This window comes from Gordonia cholesterolivorans (assembly GCF_039531975.1).
In the GTDB taxonomy this organism is placed as follows: Bacteria; Actinomycetota; Actinomycetes; order Mycobacteriales; family Mycobacteriaceae; genus Gordonia; species Gordonia sihwensis.
This window is the reverse complement of sequence record NZ_BAAARB010000007.1, coordinates 135,613-153,729: the sequence shown is the minus strand read 5'-3', so window position 1 is coordinate 153,729 and position 18,117 is coordinate 135,613. Positions and strand designations below refer to the sequence as shown.

The 18,117-nt window shown below is 69.2% G+C and carries 17 protein-coding genes; 11 read left to right on the top strand and 6 right to left on the bottom strand.

Annotated elements, in window-relative coordinates; genetic code table 11:
* Positions 1–83: 83 nt before the first annotated feature.
* Together ABFX36_RS08910 and ABFX36_RS08905 are read left to right on the top strand one after the other, a co-directional pair.
* Positions 84–2,003, top strand: coding sequence for an SDR family oxidoreductase (locus tag ABFX36_RS08910; RefSeq protein WP_278126687.1), 1,920 nt, complete (start codon positions 84–86; stop codon positions 2,001–2,003).
* Positions 2,004–2,036: 33 nt separating this feature from the next.
* Positions 2,037–3,101: an alanine racemase gene (locus tag ABFX36_RS08905; protein ID WP_045537809.1), complete on the top strand. Its 1,065-nt coding sequence runs from the start codon at positions 2,037–2,039 to the stop codon at positions 3,099–3,101.
* A gap of 33 nt (positions 3,102–3,134) precedes the next feature.
* Here ABFX36_RS08905 and ABFX36_RS08900 read toward each other — a convergent pair whose 3' ends face one another.
* Both ABFX36_RS08900 and ABFX36_RS08895 read right to left on the bottom strand, forming a co-directional pair.
* Entirely contained in the window at positions 3,135–4,742 is a 1,608-nt protein-coding gene (locus ABFX36_RS08900) for a DNA polymerase Y family protein (protein ID WP_045537807.1), read from the bottom strand.
* The gene (locus tag ABFX36_RS08895; RefSeq protein WP_006897213.1) at positions 4,739–5,518 is read right to left on the bottom strand and encodes a hypothetical protein; all 780 of its coding nucleotides are present in this window, start codon (positions 5,516–5,518) and stop codon (positions 4,739–4,741) included. Before ABFX36_RS08895 ends, ABFX36_RS08900 begins: the two co-directional genes overlap by 4 nt.
* A 213-nt stretch (positions 5,519–5,731) precedes the next feature.
* Here ABFX36_RS08895 and ABFX36_RS08890 point away from each other — a divergent pair, with 213 nt between their 5' ends.
* Complete coding sequence (locus ABFX36_RS08890; protein ID WP_045537805.1) at positions 5,732–6,244, top strand: hypothetical protein; 513 nt, start codon at positions 5,732–5,734, stop codon at positions 6,242–6,244.
* Between the two features lie 72 nt (positions 6,245–6,316).
* On the opposite strand, the gene ABFX36_RS08885 is transcribed toward ABFX36_RS08890, so the two are convergent.
* Complete coding sequence (locus ABFX36_RS08885) at positions 6,317–7,243, bottom strand: SPL family radical SAM protein (protein ID WP_346075985.1); 927 nt, start codon at positions 7,241–7,243, stop codon at positions 6,317–6,319.
* Positions 7,244–7,343: 100 nt separating this feature from the next.
* Here ABFX36_RS08885 and ABFX36_RS08880 point away from each other — a divergent pair, with 100 nt between their 5' ends.
* Positions 7,344–8,597: a serine/threonine-protein kinase gene (locus tag ABFX36_RS08880; protein ID WP_346075984.1), complete on the top strand. Its 1,254-nt coding sequence runs from the start codon at positions 7,344–7,346 to the stop codon at positions 8,595–8,597.
* A gap of 12 nt (positions 8,598–8,609) precedes the next feature.
* On the opposite strand, the gene ABFX36_RS08875 is transcribed toward ABFX36_RS08880, so the two are convergent.
* Together ABFX36_RS08875 and ABFX36_RS08870 are read right to left on the bottom strand one after the other, a co-directional pair.
* Positions 8,610–9,278, bottom strand: coding sequence for a response regulator (locus ABFX36_RS08875; protein WP_006897209.1), 669 nt, complete (start codon positions 9,276–9,278; stop codon positions 8,610–8,612).
* Complete coding sequence (locus tag ABFX36_RS08870; protein ID WP_346075981.1) at positions 9,275–10,522, bottom strand: sensor histidine kinase; 1,248 nt, start codon at positions 10,520–10,522, stop codon at positions 9,275–9,277. Before ABFX36_RS08870 ends, ABFX36_RS08875 begins: the two co-directional genes overlap by 4 nt.
* A gap of 99 nt (positions 10,523–10,621) precedes the next feature.
* Here ABFX36_RS08870 and ABFX36_RS08865 point away from each other — a divergent pair, with 99 nt between their 5' ends.
* Both ABFX36_RS08865 and ABFX36_RS08860 read left to right on the top strand, forming a co-directional pair.
* Positions 10,622–11,905: a PspC domain-containing protein gene (locus ABFX36_RS08865; protein WP_346075979.1), complete on the top strand. Its 1,284-nt coding sequence runs from the start codon at positions 10,622–10,624 to the stop codon at positions 11,903–11,905.
* Complete coding sequence (locus ABFX36_RS08860; protein WP_006897206.1) at positions 11,902–12,120, top strand: hypothetical protein; 219 nt, start codon at positions 11,902–11,904, stop codon at positions 12,118–12,120. The genes ABFX36_RS08865 and ABFX36_RS08860 overlap by 4 nt, the downstream gene beginning before the upstream one ends.
* A gap of 271 nt (positions 12,121–12,391) precedes the next feature.
* On the opposite strand, the gene guaA is transcribed toward ABFX36_RS08860, so the two are convergent.
* Complete coding sequence (gene guaA / locus ABFX36_RS08855) at positions 12,392–13,975, bottom strand: glutamine-hydrolyzing GMP synthase (protein WP_006897205.1); 1,584 nt, start codon at positions 13,973–13,975, stop codon at positions 12,392–12,394.
* Positions 13,976–14,400: 425 nt separating this feature from the next.
* On the opposite strand from guaA, the gene ABFX36_RS08850 reads away from it, so the two are divergent.
* The 5 genes from ABFX36_RS08850 (at position 14,401) to cysE (ending at position 18,091) form a co-directional block, all read left to right on the top strand.
* Positions 14,401–15,018 carry a biotin transporter BioY gene (locus ABFX36_RS08850; RefSeq protein WP_006897190.1) on the top strand — a complete coding sequence of 206 codons (618 nt, stop codon included), beginning with the start codon at positions 14,401–14,403 and terminating at the stop codon, positions 15,016–15,018.
* Positions 15,011–15,709, top strand: coding sequence for an energy-coupling factor ABC transporter ATP-binding protein (locus ABFX36_RS08845; RefSeq protein ID WP_006897189.1), 699 nt, complete (start codon positions 15,011–15,013; stop codon positions 15,707–15,709). Before ABFX36_RS08850 ends, ABFX36_RS08845 begins: the two co-directional genes overlap by 8 nt.
* On the top strand, positions 15,706–16,302 hold the full coding sequence (locus tag ABFX36_RS08840) for an energy-coupling factor transporter transmembrane component T family protein (RefSeq protein ID WP_346075975.1): 597 nt from the start codon (positions 15,706–15,708) through the stop codon (positions 16,300–16,302). Before ABFX36_RS08845 ends, ABFX36_RS08840 begins: the two co-directional genes overlap by 4 nt.
* A gap of 269 nt (positions 16,303–16,571) precedes the next feature.
* The gene (cysK, locus tag ABFX36_RS08835; protein WP_045537792.1) at positions 16,572–17,510 is read left to right on the top strand and encodes a cysteine synthase A; all 939 of its coding nucleotides are present in this window, start codon (positions 16,572–16,574) and stop codon (positions 17,508–17,510) included.
* Positions 17,510–18,091 (top strand): serine O-acetyltransferase, encoded by a 582-nt coding sequence (cysE, locus tag ABFX36_RS08830; protein ID WP_006897186.1) that lies wholly within the window; start codon positions 17,510–17,512, stop codon positions 18,089–18,091. Before cysK ends, cysE begins: the two co-directional genes overlap by 1 nt.
* Positions 18,092–18,117: the final 26 nt, after the last annotated feature.

Genomic DNA, 18,117 nt, shown 5'->3' with positions numbered 1-18,117 from the left:
AACGCGTGCCAGAGACCGGACCGACGCACGAATTACCGCTGTCAATCATTCACATCGGTATCTCTCTGTGAGACTCTGGGCCGGTGACGAGCTATTTCGTGACCGGCGGCAGCGGCTTCATCGGCCGTCGAGTCGTCGCGCGCCTGCTGGCCCGCGACGAGCAGGCCCGGGTGTACGCGCTCGTGCGCACCGGATCACTGCAGCGATTCGCCGCCGCCATGGAGAGGATCGACGGCGGCGACCGCGTCGTCGCCGTCGCCGGCGACCTCACACACGAAGGCCTCGGCCTGCACGGCTCCGACGTCGACGAGGTCGACCACGTGATCCACCTGGCCGCACTGCACGACCTCACCGCCGAGGAGGCCGACCTGCGGGCGGTCAACGTCGACGGCACCCGCAGGGTCGCCGAGTTCGCTCTCGCCCGCGGCGCGCTCCTGCACCATCTCTCCTCGATCGCGGTGGCCGGCGACCATCGCGGCGACTTCACCGAGACCGACTTCGACCTCGGCCAAGGCCTGCCGACCGAATGCCACCGCACCGTGTTCGACGCCGAGCGCGTCGTGCGGGAGACCGAGGGCCTGCGCTGGCGGGTGTATCGGCCGTCGGCCGTCGTCGGCGACTCCGTCACCGGACAGGTCGACAGGGCCGACGGCCCCTACTACTTCTTCGGTCACCTCGCCGTGCTCAGTCAGCTGCCCTCGTTCCTGCCGCTGCCGATCCCCGATCCGGGGCCCCTCAACGTCGTCCCCGTCGACTTCGTCGCCGAGGCGATGGTCGCGCTGACCGATGTGCAGGACGGCCGGAGCGGGCTCGTGTTCCATCTCGCCGACCCCGACCCACGCTCGATCACCGACCTGTTCAACGCCCTGTCACCGGCCTTCGACGGACCGTGGGCCTTCACCGCACTGCCTTCGGGGCTGGTGAGGCCGATGCTGGCCGCCAGCGGTCGCGGACTGCTGCGGCCCGGCCGCGACCTGATCGCCGAACAGACCGGCGTCCCACCCGCGATCCTCGACGTCGCCTCCCTTCCCGTGGTGTTCCGCAGCGACGCGACCGCCGCCGAACTCGACACGCTCGGTGTGAGACTGCCCGATCTGGACGAGTACGCACCCCGACTGTGGCGGTACTGGTACGAGAATCTCGATCCGGCCCGTCACCGCCGCAACGATTCGCGGGGCCCGCTGGTCGGCAAGAACATCTTGATCACCGGGGCGTCGTCGGGAATCGGCCGCGCGACCGCCCGCATGTGCGTGCGGCGCGGCGCCAACGTCTTCCTGGTGGCCCGCGACGCCGATCGGCTGATCGAGACCGCCGCCGAACTCGACGCGGAGGTTCCCAAACCCGGGCTGCCCGTCGGACGCGCGTACGCCTATCCCGTCGACATCACCGATGAGGCCGCGGTGCAGACCCTTGTGAAGTCGGTGATCTGCGAGCACGGCCATGTGGACGTGCTGGTCAACAACGCAGGCCGGTCCATCCGACGGGCGACCGCGAACGCGGTGACCAGGTCGCACGACTATCACCGGATGATGGCCGTCAACTACTTCGGCGCCGTCTATCTCACGCTCGCCCTGCTGCCGCACATGATCGAGCGGCAGTCCGGACATATCGTCAACGTGTCCTCGATCGAAGTCCAAAGCCGCGCACCACGATTCGGCGCGTACGCCGCGTCGAAGGCCGCACTGGAGGCGTTCAGCGACGCCACCGGTGCCGAGACCCTCTCCGATCACGTCACGTTCAGCAATGTGCGCATCCCGTTGACCCGAACGCGGATGATCGTTCCGACCAACGCCTACGACAGCGCTCGGGGGATCTGGAGCGTCGACAAGGCCGCCCACCGGGTGCTGCACGCGATCGTCGAGCGCCCCAAGCGGGTGAACACGCTACTCGGCGACCTCATCGATTTCGGTCATCACGCCGCACCGCGGCTCACCAACCGGCTGCTCCATCAGGACTTCCTTCTGCATGAGGAGTCCGACGCCGCGCTCGGCCGCACCGGCTGACGACGAAAGCCGTCGTCCATGCCACCATCAGGTATGCCCGACACTCCGTTCCTGCACGTCGATCCCGCTCGCCTCGACCGCAATCTCGCCGCGATGGCCGGGTGGGCCGAACGGCACGGCGTGCGATTGCGACCACATGCCAAGACGCACAAGTGCGTTCGGGTCGCGCAGCGGCAGCTCGCCGCCGGTGCCGTCGGACTCACCGTCGCGACGATCGGCGAGGCGGAGGTCTTCGCCGACGCCGGATTCGACGATCTGTTCATCGCCTACCCGCTGTGGTTGTCGGAGGACAAGGCCCGCCGCCTGCGTGCACTCGCCGGTCGGGTGACGCTGACCGTCGGTGCCGATTCCGTCGAGGGCGTGCGCCGTCTCGCCGAAGGACTCGGCGGCGCTCCCGTCGGAGTGCTCGTGGAGATCGATTCGGGCATGCACCGCAGCGGTGTACCCGCCGATAGCGTGGTCTCGGTCGCCGACGCGGCTCGCGACGCGGGACTGACCGTGGCCGGTGTCTTCACCTTCCCCGGCCACGGCTACGGACTCGACACAGCGCGAGCCGACGCCGCGGAGCAGGAGGCCCTATCCCTGGCCGTCGCTGCGAACGCTCTGCGCGACAACGGTATCGACGTCTCCGTGGTGAGCGGAGGGTCGACGCCGACCGCACGACTCGCCGATCCCGGCGTGGTCACCGAGTTGCGTCCGGGCGTCTACGTCTTCAACGACGCCCAGCAGTTGGAACTCGGCAGCTGCGGTATCGACGACATCGCACTGACCGCGGTGTCCACGGTGGTCAGCGCATCCGGCTCCCGGGTGGTGCTCGACGCCGGCAGCAAGATCCTCGGGGCGGACCGCCCCGGCTGGACCACCGGTTTCGGCCGGCTCGCCGATCATCTCGACGCCCGTCTCGTCTCGCTGTCCGAGCATCATGCCGTCGCCGAGTTCCCACCGGCTGCCGTCGTGCCCGAGGTGGGCGACCGGGTACGGGTGATACCCAACCACGTCTGTACCGCGGTGAACCTGGTCGACGAACTGTTCGCCGGTCCGGACCCGTACGGTGAACTCGAATCATGGCCGGTCGCGGCGCGTGGCGCGAACAGCTGAGTCCTCCTCTGGGATCGCCGGAACGGGTTCGCCTCACTCATAGACTCCTTCCACAACCCACACCGCCTCCCGGCAGCAGAGCAGCAGTGCGCGGCCGTCTTCCAGCAGTGCCTGTGCCCGAGCGTTCCCCGGACCGAACGGCCACGGTCCCGCCCACCAGTGCAGACGATGCGACCGCGCCCCGAGCCGCACGGTCACCGGCTCCGCACTGAACGCACCGCGCGGACTCACGGCGACCGACCGCCCCTCGGCGTCGAGGACCTCCGCTGTGGCCTGCACCAGCAGCGAGGGCGTCGGCCGGGCAAGGCGGTCCGGCCAGGCGGCCGCCGGATCGCGCGGCGGTCGCAGTTCGTCGCCGAAGGCCACCAGCGCCACCTGCTCGGCCGGTCCCCGACCACCGCTGCGCACCGGCACCCGCACCGACTCGCCGCCGAGCAGCCCTTGGACCCGGACCAGAGCCCGACGTGCTTGATCGCCGAGACCGCCACCGGTGTCGCCCGGAAGCCCGGCGCCCGTCAGCGCCGACTGCAGCGTTCCCGGATTCACCACCTCGACCGGCTCCAGCACCAGTCGGACGACCGGTGAGTCAGGCGCTTCGACGCTGCCGGCCCGGCCGGTCAGCCACCCCTCCAGCTGCCAGCGCACACGGTCGGCAGTGGCCTCCGGCGTGAGCGGCTCCACGCATCGCCAGGTCCGTGAGTGCCGTTGCCCTCGCTCCGTGAACGCGTGAATCGTCAGTCGCATACAGGCCAGCGAGGCTGCGGACAGTCGCTCGTGCAGCTCCTGCGCCATTCGCCGTCCCAGGAAGGCCGCGGCGTCGATCCGATCGACCGGCGGATCACAGCTGTGCTCCACCGCCAAACCCGGCGGGATCGGTGCCCGGCTGGGCCGCCGGCCCGGCAGACCTCGGGCCAGCCGATGCGCGGTGATCGCATCGCCGGAGAAACGTGATGCGATATCCGCGGGATCCATCGCAGCGAAGGCGCCCAGGGTGCGAATCCCCAAGCGCCACAACAGACTCACCAGATCCTCACGTCCCGGGCCGTTCAGCGCGGGTTCTGCCACCAGGTCGGCGACCGGCCTCGCCGAGAGATAGGCGGCATCCGTCCCCGGCGGGACGGTCTGCCCCGATCTCGCGGCGAGCACCGCGGTGAACAGCTCATCGGCCACCCCGACTCTGGCCGTGACTCCCCCGACCACCGTCCTTCCGAGACCATCTGCGTCGCGGCCCCTGCCGACCTCGGCCACCGCATCGGTGAGCCGTTCGGCCAATTGCTCCTCCCCGCCGAAGAAGCGCGCCGCACGATCGGCGGCCACCACCAGCAGTCCCGGCCGCAGCACCTCGGTCATCGGGACCACGCCGGTCACCGCCGCCACCACCGGCTCGAACAATCTCCCATCGCGTGCCGGGTCGGCGTCGTACACGGTCAGCCGCGGACACGACGACTGCGCCTGCCGTTTGCGCATCCCCCGTCTCACCCCGTCGACGCGGGCCGCATGCGAACACGCCTCCACTCGTCCCGCCCGCAGCACCGCCACCGGATCGCCCGGAACTCGCCCGGCCGCCGCGGCGGCCGCCGTCGTCGGCCAGTCCGGACACCACAGTGCCAGCACTCGCCTGCCGGGAGAATCGGCGGTCAATTCGCCACCGCCAGCGCCGCCGGCACCCGGGCCCCGTGTTCTGCACCTGACCCCGCCTTCGGCATCGTCGGCCGGACCAGCCGCATCACTCCTTCTTCTCCCAGTCCCGGCACCACGAGGTCGAACACGTCGCTCACTGGGCGAGCCCCCGGCGCCGACACCTGAACTTCCACCCGAAAACCCCCGATGCGGCCGTATCCGCTTCGCCGTACCGGCAGATGCCGGTACTCCCGCACTCGCCCCTGCACACGCGTGGCCGTCCCCGGCCAGTCACCGAGGACCAGCAGCGTGGACGACTGCTTCCTCGCCCGGCCCCCGAGCACCCGGGCTCGGGCCGGTGCCACCGACGACCCCGTCGGACCCAGTCGATCCTCGAATCCCAGCACCACCAGGTCCATTCCGTCCAGCAGCACCCCAGCCACCTCCAGTCGATCGGCTCCCGGCTCGGCGACCACCGCGATCCGGCTCAGATCCGCCCCCATCTCCACCGCCGCGGCCAGATTGAGTCGCGGCAGCCCGACCAGAGCCACCGTGGCCCCCGTCCGACTCGCCTCGGCGATGATCGACATCGGCACCACCGAAGCACCGGACACCGCGGCCACCGAGCCACGCGGGAGCCCGCGCTTCGGAAACAACGACGCCACGGACTCCGGCACGGCGATCACTCCCGACGACACCACTCCCGAGGCCGTTCCCGCACGAGCGCCCGACTGGCCGGACAGCCGGCTCAGCTTGCGACGCAGGTGTTCCAGTTCGGCCTTCTCCGCTGCATTCATGGCGCTTCCCCTCGTCGTTCCGGGCTTGCGCCCGTGTTCTCACCTCTCGTCCGAAGCGGCAGGGAAGATGCCGGTGTTCGAACTTGTGTTCGATGTTAAGTCCGCCCTCTGACAACCGTCAACGGAGCAGGAAACACCCGCCACACGCGAGGATCTGCGTCCCTTCAGTCGCAACAGCGACCGTCGGCGCACCATGCTCTACCATTCGGATCCATGCAGTCCCGAGCCCTTCCATTCGCCGTCATCGCCGCCGCCGTCACCGGAATCGCGGTCACGGCGCTGCCGTGGTTCGACCTGCGCCGACTGGGCATGGACGCCTCATGGAACGGACTCGGAATCGGCACCGTGAGCCAGAGCGACCTCGGCGTGGCACCGGCCGGCCGCGGCTGGCTGATCGTCGCCGCATGCGCGCTGGCCGCCCTCGCCGGAATCGTCGCACTGCTGCCCGCCGCGAAAGCCCAGAGCATCGGCCGAGTCCTGGCCGGAGTCGCCGCCGTCGGATCCACTGCCGCCGCCTTCGTCCCCGTAGCGGTGTGGATCTGGCCGTCCTGGTACTTCGCCGGATTCCTCGACGGACTCGGATTGAGTGACGCCCAGGAGCTCGTCACTGTCAGCAAAGCGATCCTCATCGGCCTGATTGTGATACTGCTGATCCTGGCCGCACTGTGCGGCGCACTCTTCATCGACCGCAGCGAACAGAACCTGATCGACGACTCCGGAGCCTGACCCGGCCCGCTTCCTGGCGGTACCTCGATTCCGCACGCAGCGACCGCAGCCGCAGACCCGATCCGAACCTGATCAGAACAACGTCAGATCTGGCGAGGGAGCCGTCCCCGCCGGCGGAAGCACCGACGGTTCGGCCGGATTCACACTCTCCGACTCCGGGTCACTGCCCAGACCGTACTTCTCCACGAGCGGCGTCATCCGTGCCCGGAGACCGAGCGCATACTCCGCCGACACGAAGCTCCGTCGGCCGTAGAGGGAGCGGTACCTGCGCACCAGCGCAGGGTGCGCATTTCCCAGCCAGCCGAGGAAGTCAGCACCGTCGTCACCGCCCAACTGCAGCGGAGACACCGACACCCGGGCGGCACCCGCGGCCGACAACGCCGCGAGGAGTTCGTCGAGCTGCGCCGTGCCGTCGGCGAGCAGCGGCGGCAGCGGCGCGATCCGAATATGCGGCGCGAGTCCCGCCTCCGACAGCCGCGCCACCATGTCCAGTCGCGCCCGTGGCGACGACGCCGAAGGATCGACCCGCGCCGACAGTCCCGGGTCGAGGGTGGCCAGTGAGATCGACACCGTCACCGGCACCGCCCGCCCGATCAACCGCAGCAACGGCAGATCGCGCAGCAGCAGCGTCGACGCGGTGTAGAGAGCGATCGGCGTCTGCGACTCCGACAGGACCGACAGGACCTGAGGCATCATCCGGTAGTGCTCTTCCACCGGATGGTAGGGATCCTCGACCACTCCGATCGCCACGGTGTCGCGACGCCACGACCGACGCCGCAGCTCCCTCCGGAGCACCGCCGGGGCGTTCATCTTCACCTGCATCGCCTCGCCCGACCGCCGCAGAGCCGAGGCCGCGAAGGAGTGCCGATGACTCCGGTCGCCGGTGACCGATTCCAGCACTGTCCGCGCCAGCACCTCGTGCACCCGGACGCCCGGCGCCTCCGGGATCATGGTCGATCGCATGAAGTCGCCGCACACCAGTTCGGTCAGTGCTGCCATGCCACCTATCCGAACATACGTGCGATGGACTCGTCAAGGGCTGGCGCGCACAGTGAGTGCGGCCCCGATCGCCGTCACCGCCTGCGGCTATCATCGGGCCATGACCTCTCCTGCCACACCCGGCCCGTCGTATCTGGTGGCCGGACGCTACCGGCTGATCCGAAGGATCGGACACGGCGGCATGGGTGCGGTGTGGCTGGCGCACGATCAACTCCTCGACCGCGAGGTGGCGGTGAAACAGGTCCTGACCACCAGCGGGATGGACGAATCAATCGCCGAGACCTCCCGGGCCCGAGCGCTGCGTGAGGGCCGGTTGGCAGCTCGGCTCTCGCACCGGAACGCCGTTGCGATGCACGACGTCGCGCTCGATCGCAACGAGCCGTGGCTGGTGATGGAGTACCTGCCGAGCCACAGCGTGGCCGACGTCCTGCACGAGAACGGGACGATCGATCCGGTCGAGGCCGCGCAGATCTGCGCGCAGGTGGCCGACGCCATCGCCGAAGCGCACGCCTCCGGCATCGTCCACCGCGACATCAAGCCGGCCAACATCCTGATCGCGAACACCGGCCGCAACGTCGGCCTGGTCAAGATCACCGACTTCGGCATCTCCCGCGCGAAGGACGACGTATCCATCACTCAGACCGGTGTCGTGACCGGCACGCCCGCGTATTTCGCACCGGAAGTGGCCCGAGGCGATGAACCGGGCGAGTCCTCGGACGTCTACTCGCTGGGGTCCACCCTGTACACGATGATCGAGGGTCGTCCCCCGTTCGGCAGCGAGGACAATTACATCGCCACGCTGCACCGGGTGGCGCTCGGTCAGATCAATCCGATCACCCGGGCGGGCGCGCTCTCGCCGATCCTCCTGCGGCTGCTGGAGCCGAATCCCGCCAATCGGCCGACGATGGCCCAGGCCCGAGATCTGCTCGCCAAGTACGCTGCCGACACCCTCGGCACCACCGACAACGTGCTCACCGGGCTGGTGGCGACCAAACCGCTGTCGGCGCGGAACCGGTCGGCCACACTGCCCCCGATCAGTAGTCAGTCCACATCGCAACCGTCCACTCCGCAGACGTCCGCCCCGCAGACGCACTCGGCCCCGGACACGTCGCAGGGCTCGGCGCCCCACAACCCGACTCAGGTCGCCTCCGGCTATTACGCGCCGCGAACCACGCCGGAACCGGTGCCCTACGCTCCCACGCAGTATTCGTCGGCGCCGGGCCTGTACACGCCCCCGCCCACCTACTACCAGCAGCAGGGGCCGAGCAGTCACGCCGGTCTCGCGGCCGCTGTCTTCGCCGTATTCGCACTGCTCACCGCGATCGCCGCGGGCATCATCATCCTGGTGATGTGACCGGCGACCGCCTCATCCGATCTGGCGGTTCACCGCCCAGCGGGTGAGGGCGTTGCGGTTGGACTGCTGCGTCTTGCGCAGCACGTTCGACGCGTGAGTCTCCACCGTCTTCACCGAGATGAACAGTTCCTCCGCGATCTCCCGGTAGGTGTAGCCGCGCGCGAGCAGGCGCAGCACCTCCATCTCGCGGCGGGTCAGCGAATCGAGTTCGGGATCGAGCTGCGGTTCGGGCACCGGCGACCGCCCGGTGAAGGAGTCGAGAACGAATCCGGCCAGTCGCGGACTGAACACCGCGTCGCCCTCGGCGACGCGACGGACCGCGTCGGCCAGTTCGGTGCCGTCGATGGTCTTGGTGACGTACCCCCGCGCACCGGCGCGGATGGTGGCGATGACATCGGTGGCGGCGTCGGAGACGCTCAGTGCGAGGAACACCGGCGCCTCCGAACCCAGCGCGTCGGTCACCCCGCGGAGCACCGCGACACCTCCGCCGCCCGGCATGTGGACGTCGAGCAGCACCACGTCGGGACGCGCCTGGACGATGCCCGCGACCGCTTCGGGAACGTTGCCCGCGTCGCCGACCACCTCGAGTCCGGCCTCGCCGGCGAGCTCGGTGCGCACCCCCGAGCGGAACACCCCGTGGTCGTCGACCAGGAACACCCGGTAGGTCTTGTCGGCGGTCATGAGAACTCCTGTGTCCGTTGAGTTTCCGAATCGATGGACGCCGACGGCCCGTGCCGCCGGCCACGCGGCAGCATCAGCGCCACATTGGTACCACGGCCCGGTGTCGAGGTGATCCGCACCGACCCTCCCACACGCTCCATGCGCGCGCGGATCGACCGCGCGATGCCCTGGCGGTCCTGGCTCACCGCGTCGGGATCGAACCCCTTGCCGCGGTCGCGGACGAAGACCTCGACGTGGTCGTCGTCCACCTCGCAGTAGACGTCCACCTTGTCGGCGCCGGAGTGCTTGGCGGCGTTCACCAATGCCTCACGAGCGGCCGCGACCACCGCCTGCAATCCGTTGGAGACCGTCTCGTCGCGCAGTTCGTCGGGAGTCACGTCGCCGACCGTCACCGTCTCGATCTCGACACCGTACGCGTCCTCCACCTCCGCCGAAACCGCCGAGACGGCCGCGGCGAGCGACTCGCGCCTGCGCGCCTGGTCGCCGAAGAGCCACTGCCGCAGCTCGCGCTCCTGGCGACGGGCGAGCTGTGCGACGGCGTCGGGCTGGTCGGCGCGCTTCTGGATCAGCGCGAGCGTCTGAAGAACCGAGTCGTGCAGGTGCGAGGCGATCTCCTCGCGTTCCTGGTTCCGGATCCGCGCGGCACGCTCGGCGTTCAGCGTCCGCCACATCCGCATCCACAGCGGGATGGTCAGCAGCAACACGCCGAACAGCGTCCCGAGAACCGCGAGCAGGGTCGGGTTCATTCCGGCCAGCGCGGTGTCCGGGGCGGTCACCAGCACCACCAGTCCTCCGACCACGAGGACGGCGCCGGCGGCCAGTCGGAGCCACGTCACCACGCCCCCGCGCGAGGAGACGCCGGTGACGTCCACCTCGCGCCACACCAGCGCCGCACCGCCGAGTACCACCACCAGTGCCAGCAGCGTGGACGCCGGCGCACTCGAGGCTGCGAAACCGTTGAGCAGCAGGGCCACCACGCCGATGACGATCAATCCCTGCGCCTGCCGGCGCTCCCGAGGAGCAGGCCGCTCCACGTCGGTGCCCGTCGGACAGAAGAACCACAGCAGTCCGTAAGCGGCGACGCCCGCCCCCGCCAGCGCGGCGAGCACGACGAAGACCACGCGGACGCGGAAGACGTCGACGCCCAGGTGGTCGGCGATGCCGCCGCACACTCCGCCCACGACCTTGCCGCCGTTGCGCCGGCGCACACGGTCGACTTGCGGGGTCTGCGTCACGTGAGTCATTGATTCGATAGTGGCACGAACCGGACCGCGTGCACATCAGGGAGCATCTCAGGGTTTAACCCGATTTGCCTCGCTGATCAGGCGTCCAAGATTGACTGCATGGACACCAAGACTCTGATCGACATCTGGAACACCCGGCCGGTCCGCCGCCGGACCGGAAAGTCCGTCGGCGGCGTCTGCACCGGCATCGGCATGCGCTACCGGGTCGATCCGACGCTGGTGAAGGTCGCATTCGTCGTCGCGGCGTTGTTCGGGGGCAGCGGAATCCTGCTCTACATCGCCGCGCTGATCGCTCTTCCCGCCGAAGACGAGACGGCACCCCGCAAGATCCATCAGTCGCATCGCGCACATCACCGCGTTCGGCACGACATGCCCTGGTACTGGATCGTGGTCGCCGTCATCGCGGTCATCGTCTTCAGCAACATGGGCTCGTCGCCGTTCTGGGGCACCAGCGGACTGCTCGGACTCGTGCTGATGCTGGGCGGCTGGTGGCTGCTCTATCAGCGCACCCCGACCGCGCCCGCCGGAACCAGCGCGGATCAGCTGAGGCCGTCCGACGGATCGACGACCGTGACGCCCGCGCCGACGCTCATCGCAGACGAGGTGGTCACGAACGACGTTCTCGCCGACACCGCCGTCCGGCCCGCGTCCGAGACGATCCCGTTCGCGGCCGCTGAACCGCCGGCGCCCGCCCCGCCCGACGCACCGCCGTCGTGGGATCCGCTCGGGACCGCGAGGTTCGCCTGGGATCTGCCGGAACCGACACCGCCCGAGCCGCCCGTGGTGAAGCCTCCCCGGTCTCCGTTGACGTCGGTCTTCGCCGGTCTCGCCCTCATCGCCGCGACCGTCGGCACCGCCGCCCGCGTACTCGGCGACGTCGAGTGGTTCACCGTGGGCCGGATCGCCGGACTCGCGCTGGCGGTGCTGGGTGTCGGCATGGCGATCGACGCGCTGCAGCGCAGGCAGAGCAATACGCGCGCGGCCGGACTGGTGCCGCTCGCCATCATCGTCGGCGTCGTGGCAGTCACCGCCACCGCGTTCTCCGGCGATCGGCCGGCCTTCGCCTCCGGCGGGATCGGCGACCGGTCGTGGCATCCGCGCAGCGCCGAGCAGCTCAGCGACACCTACCAGCTGACCATCGGCACCACCAGCCTCGACCTCCGCGATCTCGGCGGTCTCGACCACGACCGAACCATCGAGATCCACCAGGGCATCGGCGATATGACGGTCTGGCTGCCCGACGACATCCGCGTCAAGACCGAGTGCAGCACGGTGGTCGGTGATCAGACGTGCCCCGACGGGATCGTCAACCCCGACGCCAAGACACCGACGCTGACTGTGAAGGCGAACCTCAACCTCGGAACCGTGGAGATGAAGCAATGATCGACGAGACTCCCGACCAGACCGGCACCGCCGAACCCGAGCGCCACCGCTCAGTGGTGATGGGTCTCTCGGCGCTGGTGACCCTCCTGGTGGCCGCCTGGTGCCTGGCCGACGGCCCCTTCCTCCTCGACACGACCTACCTGCCCTGGGCACTGCTCGCGATCGGAATCGTGGTCGGCGTCGGCCTGATCGCGAGCGGATTCCGAAGAAAGTAGGACCCCGGGCGTCGAGCCGAACCGTCACCCCAGGCTCGTCGAGCCGCACCGGAGCGCAGCGCCACCCCAGGCTCGTCGAGCCGCACCGGAACGAAGCGCCACCTCAGGCTCGTCGAGCCGCACCGGAACGAAGCGCCACCTCAGGCTCGTCGAGCCGCACCGGAGCGAAGCGACGGAGCGAGTCGAGACCGCCCACCACCACCCGCCCCGAAACCACCGAGTGCCGCCCACATCCAGATGCGGGCGGCACTCGGCGCGGTTCAGCGGGAGGTCACTCCCATTCGATCGTGCCCGGCGGCTTGCTCGTCACGTCGAGCACCACGCGGTTCACGTCCGGGACCTCGTTGGTGATGCGGGTCGAGATCGTCTCCAGGACCTCGTACGGCACGCGCGTCCAGTCGGCGGTCATCGCGTCTTCGCTCGACACCGGGCGCAGCACGATCGGGTGGCCGTACGTACGACCGTCGCCCTGCACCCCGACGCTGCGGACGTCGGCCAGCAGGACCACCGGGCACTGCCAGATCTGGCCGTCGAGTCCGGCGGACGTCAGTTCCTCGCGCGCGATCAGGTCCGCCTTGCGCAGCAGTTCGAGCCGGTCCTTGGTGACCGATCCGACGATGCGGATCGCGAGACCGGGGCCCGGGAACGGCTGTCGGGCGACGATCTCCTCCGGCAGACCGAGTTCACGGCCGACGGCACGGACCTCGTCCTTGAAGAGGAGGCGCAGCGGTTCGACGAGCTTGAACTCGAGGTCTTCCGGCAGGCCGCCGACGTTGTGGTGGCTCTTGATGTTCGCGGTTCCGCTGCCGCCGCCGGATTCGACGACGTCCGGGTACAGGGTGCCCTGAACGAGGAAGTCGACCTTCTTGCCCGCGGCGGCCTGGTCGCCCAGCACCTCCGACACCGCGCCCTCGAAGGAGCGGATGAACTCGCGGCCGATGATCTTGCGTTTGGTCTCCGGATCGGAGACGCCGTCGAGGTGGCCGAGGAAGACGTCCTCGGCGTCCACCGTCACCAGCCGCGCGCCCGTCGCCGCGACGAAGTCGGTCTGCACCTGCTCGCGTTCACCGGCGCGCAGCAGTCCGTGGTCGACGAAAACACAGGTCAGACGGTCGCCGATCGCGCGCTGCACCAGTGCTGCCGCCACCGCCGAGTCGACGCCGCCGGACAGTCCGCAGATCGCGAGACCCTCGTCGCCGACCTGCTCCCGGATGTCGGCGATGAGCGCCTCGGCGATGTTCGCCGCGGTCCACGTCGGCGTGAGGTTCGCGATCTCGTAGAGGAAGCGGGTCAGCACTTCCTGGCCGTGCGGGCTGTGCAGGACCTCCGGGTGGTACTGCACGCCGGCCATCTGCCGCTCCGCGCACTCGAACGCGGCGACCGGCGCGCCCGGCGTGGACGCGGTGACGGTGAAGCCCTCCGGGGCCACCTGCACGGCGTCGTTGTGGCTCATCCACACCGGCTGCGACTCCGGCAGTCCGCGGTGCAGTTTGCCGCCGTCGGCGACCGTGAGCGTTGTCCGGCCGAACTCGCGTCCGCCGGTGTTCGCGACGGTGCCGCCGAGAGCGGCCGTCATCTTCTGGAATCCGTAGCAGATGCCGAATACCGGAACTCCGAGGTCGAAGAGCTTCTCATCGATGGTCGGCGCATCGTCGGCGTACACCGACGCCGGTCCGCCCGACAGGATCAGCGCGGCCGGATTCTTGGCCTTGATCTCTTCCAGCGTCGCGTCGTGCGCGATCACTTCCGAGTAGATGCGGGCCTCGCGAACGCGGCGAGCGATCAGCTGCGCGTACTGGGCTCCGAAGTCGACGACGAGTACGGGACGCGGGTGGTCGGGGGATGTTTCCGTCACGACGTGAAGTCTATCTTGCGCGCGATCGTCGCTGGTGGTCCGGACCAGCGAGGCAGTTCGGGAGCCCTGCGGCGACCGTGGCGGTCGACTAGAATGATCGGATCGCGGTTTCTCGACTGGACGATGGAAGTCCGGAAGCGAGTTCCCCGCGTAGCTAGTTTGGAAGACTAGGACGCTTTGTGTTCCCCGCGAATGTGTTCCCCGCGAGCGGGGATGGCCCATGGTCGAACTCGGGATCGACGGCGTGGGTGCCGTGCTCCCCGCGCGAGCAGGGATGGTCCGTCTGCCACCGAGTACGTATCCACAGCGCCGCTACCTCACCGCTGTGACCTGCACCCGCCACCCCACCCGTTTTCGTTCCCGCACCACGCTCCCGCCCAGCCCGCAATAGGTATCTGTGCCACTCGCCAAATACCCTTGACCCTGTGACGCACCTTTCCTCCGACACCGAAGGCCGCCGCTCGCGTTGGTCGCTGACCATCGCCGACCTGGCTCAGGCCGCCGTCTTCGCCGCGCTCATCGCGGTCCTCGGCCTCCCCGGGCAGATCAATCTCGCCGGCGGAGTCCCGATCACGCTGCAGACGCTCGGCGTGATGCTGGCGGGGGCGGTACTCGGACCGAAGAAGGGCACGCTCGCGGTCGTCATCTTCATGGTGCTCGCCATCGCCGGCCTGCCGATCCTGGCGGGCGGACGCACCGGCATGGTGGCGCTCGGCTCCCCGACCGCAGGCTACTTCGTCGGCTTCCTGCCCGCGGTGATCGTGATCGGCCTGCTCACCGCGCTGATGATGCCGAAGTACAACATCGTGGCCGGCATCGTGATCAACCTCTTCGGCGGCGTCCTGATCATCTACGCGTGCGGCATCGTGGGCCTGCTCCTGCGCACCGACATGTCGCTGGGCGCGGCCATCGCCACCAACGGATCCTTCGTCGCCGGCGACGTGCTCAAGGCGCTCGTGACCGCTCTCGTCGCGGCCCCCGTGCATCGCGGCCGTCCCGGTCTCATCGCGCCGCTGCGGCCGTCGTTCCTCCGCCGTGCCTGAGCCCGCCCCGTCGTCGATCGTCTTCGACGGCGTCGAGCACGCCTTCGGCGACCGCGTGGTACTGCGCGGAGTGGACCTGGCCATCTCGCAACGCCGCGTCGGCATCGTCGGCGCCAATGGCAGCGGCAAGTCGACGCTGGCACGGATGATCAACGGGCTCGTCCTCCCCGACCGCGGGACGGTCACGGTCAACGGGCTCGACGTCCGCAAGAACAAGCGCAGGGTCCGGCGCGACGTCGGCTTCATCTTCTCCGATCCGGACCGGCAGATCATCATGCCGACCGTGGCCGAGGACATCGAGCTCTCGCTCTCGCGCATCGTCTCCGACAAGGCCCAGCGTCGCGCCCGGGCGCGCGAGGTACTCGCCGACTTCGGCCTCGACGGCCACGCCGACCAGCCCGCGCATCAGCTCTCCGGCGGCCAGAAGCAACTGCTCGCGCTCGCCGCAGTGATGGTGGTCGGACCGACCATTCTGGTGGCCGACGAGCCCACCACCATGCTCGACCTCCGCAACGCGCTCATGCTCCGGAGAGTGTTCGCCGACCTCGCAGAACAGCTGATCGTACTGACGCACGACCTCGACATGCTCGACGATTTCGACCGCGTGCTCGTCCTCGACGACGGCCGGGTGGTGGCCGACGACGAACCGGCCCCCGCACTCGCCTTCTACCGCGACCTGATGAGCCGATGATCGGCGTCTACGTTCCCGGCCGCTCCCTGCTGCACCGGCTCCCGGCGGGGTTCAAGATCGTCGCGCTGATGGCGTCGATCATCACGCTCGCAGTGGTGGTCCGAACACCGATCGCCGCCGGGATCGCCCTGGCGGGCACCGTCGCGACGTTCGCCCTCGCCTGGATTCCGCCCCGCCACGCCTGGTCGCAGATCAAGGGCGTGGTCTGGGTACTGGCGGCGCTCTTCGTCTTCCAGTGGCTCATCACCGACGCCGCGCGAGCCTTCGTGGTGTGCGCGGTCCTGCTCGCCTCGGTGGGGCTGGCCGCCGTCGTCACACTCACCACCCGGACCACCGACATGCTCGACGCGATCATCACCGGCCTCTCCCCGTTGCGCCGGCTCGGCGTGCGGACCGACCTCATCGCCATGGCGTTCGCGCTCACCATCCGCAGCATCCCACTGATCGCCGAAGTGCTCGCCCAGGTGGACGAGGCGCGTCGCGCCCGCGGACTGCGCGCCGGCCCGCGCGTTCTCCTGGCACCGACGGTGCTCGCCGCCCTGCAGACGGCCGACGGCTTCGCCGAGACCCTCGCCGCACGCGGAATGGACTGACGAGCAGCCCTTCCCCGATCTGTCGGTCACCGCGGTCTGTTAGCCTTCAATCAGACGGCTTGACGACTTCAAGGAGGATGCGGTGGACCCCTTCCCGCACCTGTCGCGCGCCCTCTTCGCCCACTCGGTGTACTTCCTCACCGATCACTGTCAGTAGGGCTCATCGCACCGTGCCGTCCCGTTCTCAGGGTCGGCACCTGAGCACCGGATCCAGGCCATCAGTGTCTGCAAACCGACCCCTCACGGACCCATTTCGCAAAGGAAAAGTCATGTCTCCCACCATTTTCGACGACGTCACCGCTCTCATGGGCCGCACCCCGCTGGTGCGCCTCAACCGCATCACCGACGGCGTGGACGCCACGATCCTGGCCAAGCTGGAGTACTACAACCCCACCAACTCCGTGAAAGACCGCATCGGCGTGGCGATCGTCGACGCCGCCGAAGCCTCCGGAGAACTGCCCGCGGGCGGCACGATCATCGAGGCCACCAGCGGCAACACCGGCATCGCACTGGCGATGGTCGGCGCGGCGCGCGGCTACAACGTCGTCCTGACGATGCCCGAGTCGATGTCGAAGGAGCGCCGCGCCCTGCTCCGCGCCTTCGGCGCCGAACTCGTCCTGACCCCGGCCGCCGAAGGCATGGCCGGCGCCGTCAACGCCGCAGAGAAGATCGCCGCCGAGCGCCGCGGTTCGGTCCTCGCCCGCCAGTTCGCCAACGAGGCCAACGCCGAGATACACCGTCGCACCACCGCCGAGGAGATCTGGAACGACACCGACGGCGCGGTCGACGCCGTGGTGGCCGGCATCGGCACCGGCGGCACGATCACCGGTATCGGCCAGGTCATCAAGAAGCGCAAGCCCGAGATCAAGATCTACGCCGTCGAACCCGCCGAGTCGCCGATCCTCAACGGCGGCGCGCCCGGACCGCACAAGATCCAGGGCCTGGGCGCCAACTTCGTCCCCGAGGTCCTCGACACCACCGTGTACGACGAGGTCATCGACGTCGACGTCGACACCGCCGTGAAGTGGGCCCGCCGGGCGGCCACCGAGGAGGGCCTGCTCGTCGGCATCTCGTCCGGTGCCGCGCTGGCCGCCGCCGTCGACGTCGCCAAGCGTCCGGAGCTCAAGGGCAAGACCATCGTCGTCGTGCTCCCCGACTTCGGCGAGCGCTACCTGTCGACGCTGCTCTTCGAAGGGCTGGTCGACTGATGTCCGAGCCGGTTCCGCTACTGCGCCTGTTGCGCGAAGATCTGCGCGTCGCGCAGGAGCGGGATCCGGCGGCCCGGTCGATGATCGAGGTCGCACTCGCCTACCCGGGAGTCCACGCACTCTGGTTCCACCGGGTGGCTCACCGACTGTGGAACTCCGGCGGGGCGGCGCGTCTACCCGCGCGCTTGCTCTCGCAGTTGGGCCGGTTCGTCACGGGCATCGAGATCCATCCCGGCGCGAGGCTCGGCCGCCGCATGTTCATCGACCACGGCATGGGTGTGGTGATCGGCGAGACCGCCGAGGTCGGCGAGGACGTCGTGATGTTCCACGGATCCACCCTCGGCGGCGTCAGCATGTCGAAGGGCAAACGTCATCCCACCGTCGGCGACCGCGTGCTGATCGGCGCCGGCGCCAAGGTCCTCGGTCCCATCACTCTCGGTGACGACGCGAAGATCGGCGCCAATGCCGTTGTGGTGCATGACGTTCCGGCCGGATTCGTCGCAGTGGGCGTCGCCGCGACGACACGGGCGGCCGGCGCACCGGTGCACGACCCGTACGCCGACCCGGCGATCTACATCTGATTCTTCCTGCTCAAACGCTTATGCCG

Coding starts and splice junctions, on each gene's coding strand:
- ABFX36_RS08905 (WP_045537809.1), top strand. CDS start 2,037: ATGCCCGACACTCCGTTCCTGCACGTCGATCCCGCTCGCCTCGACCGC.
- ABFX36_RS08895 (WP_006897213.1), bottom strand. CDS start 5,518: ATGAATGCAGCGGAGAAGGCCGAACTGGAACACCTGCGTCGCAAGCTG.
- ABFX36_RS08890 (WP_045537805.1), top strand. CDS start 5,732: ATGCAGTCCCGAGCCCTTCCATTCGCCGTCATCGCCGCCGCCGTCACC.
- ABFX36_RS08885 (WP_346075985.1), bottom strand. CDS start 7,243: ATGGCAGCACTGACCGAACTGGTGTGCGGCGACTTCATGCGATCGACC.
- ABFX36_RS08880 (WP_346075984.1), top strand. CDS start 7,344: ATGACCTCTCCTGCCACACCCGGCCCGTCGTATCTGGTGGCCGGACGC.
- ABFX36_RS08875 (WP_006897209.1), bottom strand. CDS start 9,278: ATGACCGCCGACAAGACCTACCGGGTGTTCCTGGTCGACGACCACGGG.
- ABFX36_RS08870 (WP_346075981.1), bottom strand. CDS start 10,522: ATGACTCACGTGACGCAGACCCCGCAAGTCGACCGTGTGCGCCGGCGC.
- ABFX36_RS08865 (WP_346075979.1), top strand. CDS start 10,622: ATGGACACCAAGACTCTGATCGACATCTGGAACACCCGGCCGGTCCGC.
- ABFX36_RS08860 (WP_006897206.1), top strand. CDS start 11,902: ATGATCGACGAGACTCCCGACCAGACCGGCACCGCCGAACCCGAGCGC.
- ABFX36_RS08840 (WP_346075975.1), top strand. CDS start 15,706: ATGATCGGCGTCTACGTTCCCGGCCGCTCCCTGCTGCACCGGCTCCCG.
- cysK (WP_045537792.1), top strand. CDS start 16,572: ATGTCTCCCACCATTTTCGACGACGTCACCGCTCTCATGGGCCGCACC.
- cysE (WP_006897186.1), top strand. CDS start 17,510: ATGTCCGAGCCGGTTCCGCTACTGCGCCTGTTGCGCGAAGATCTGCGC.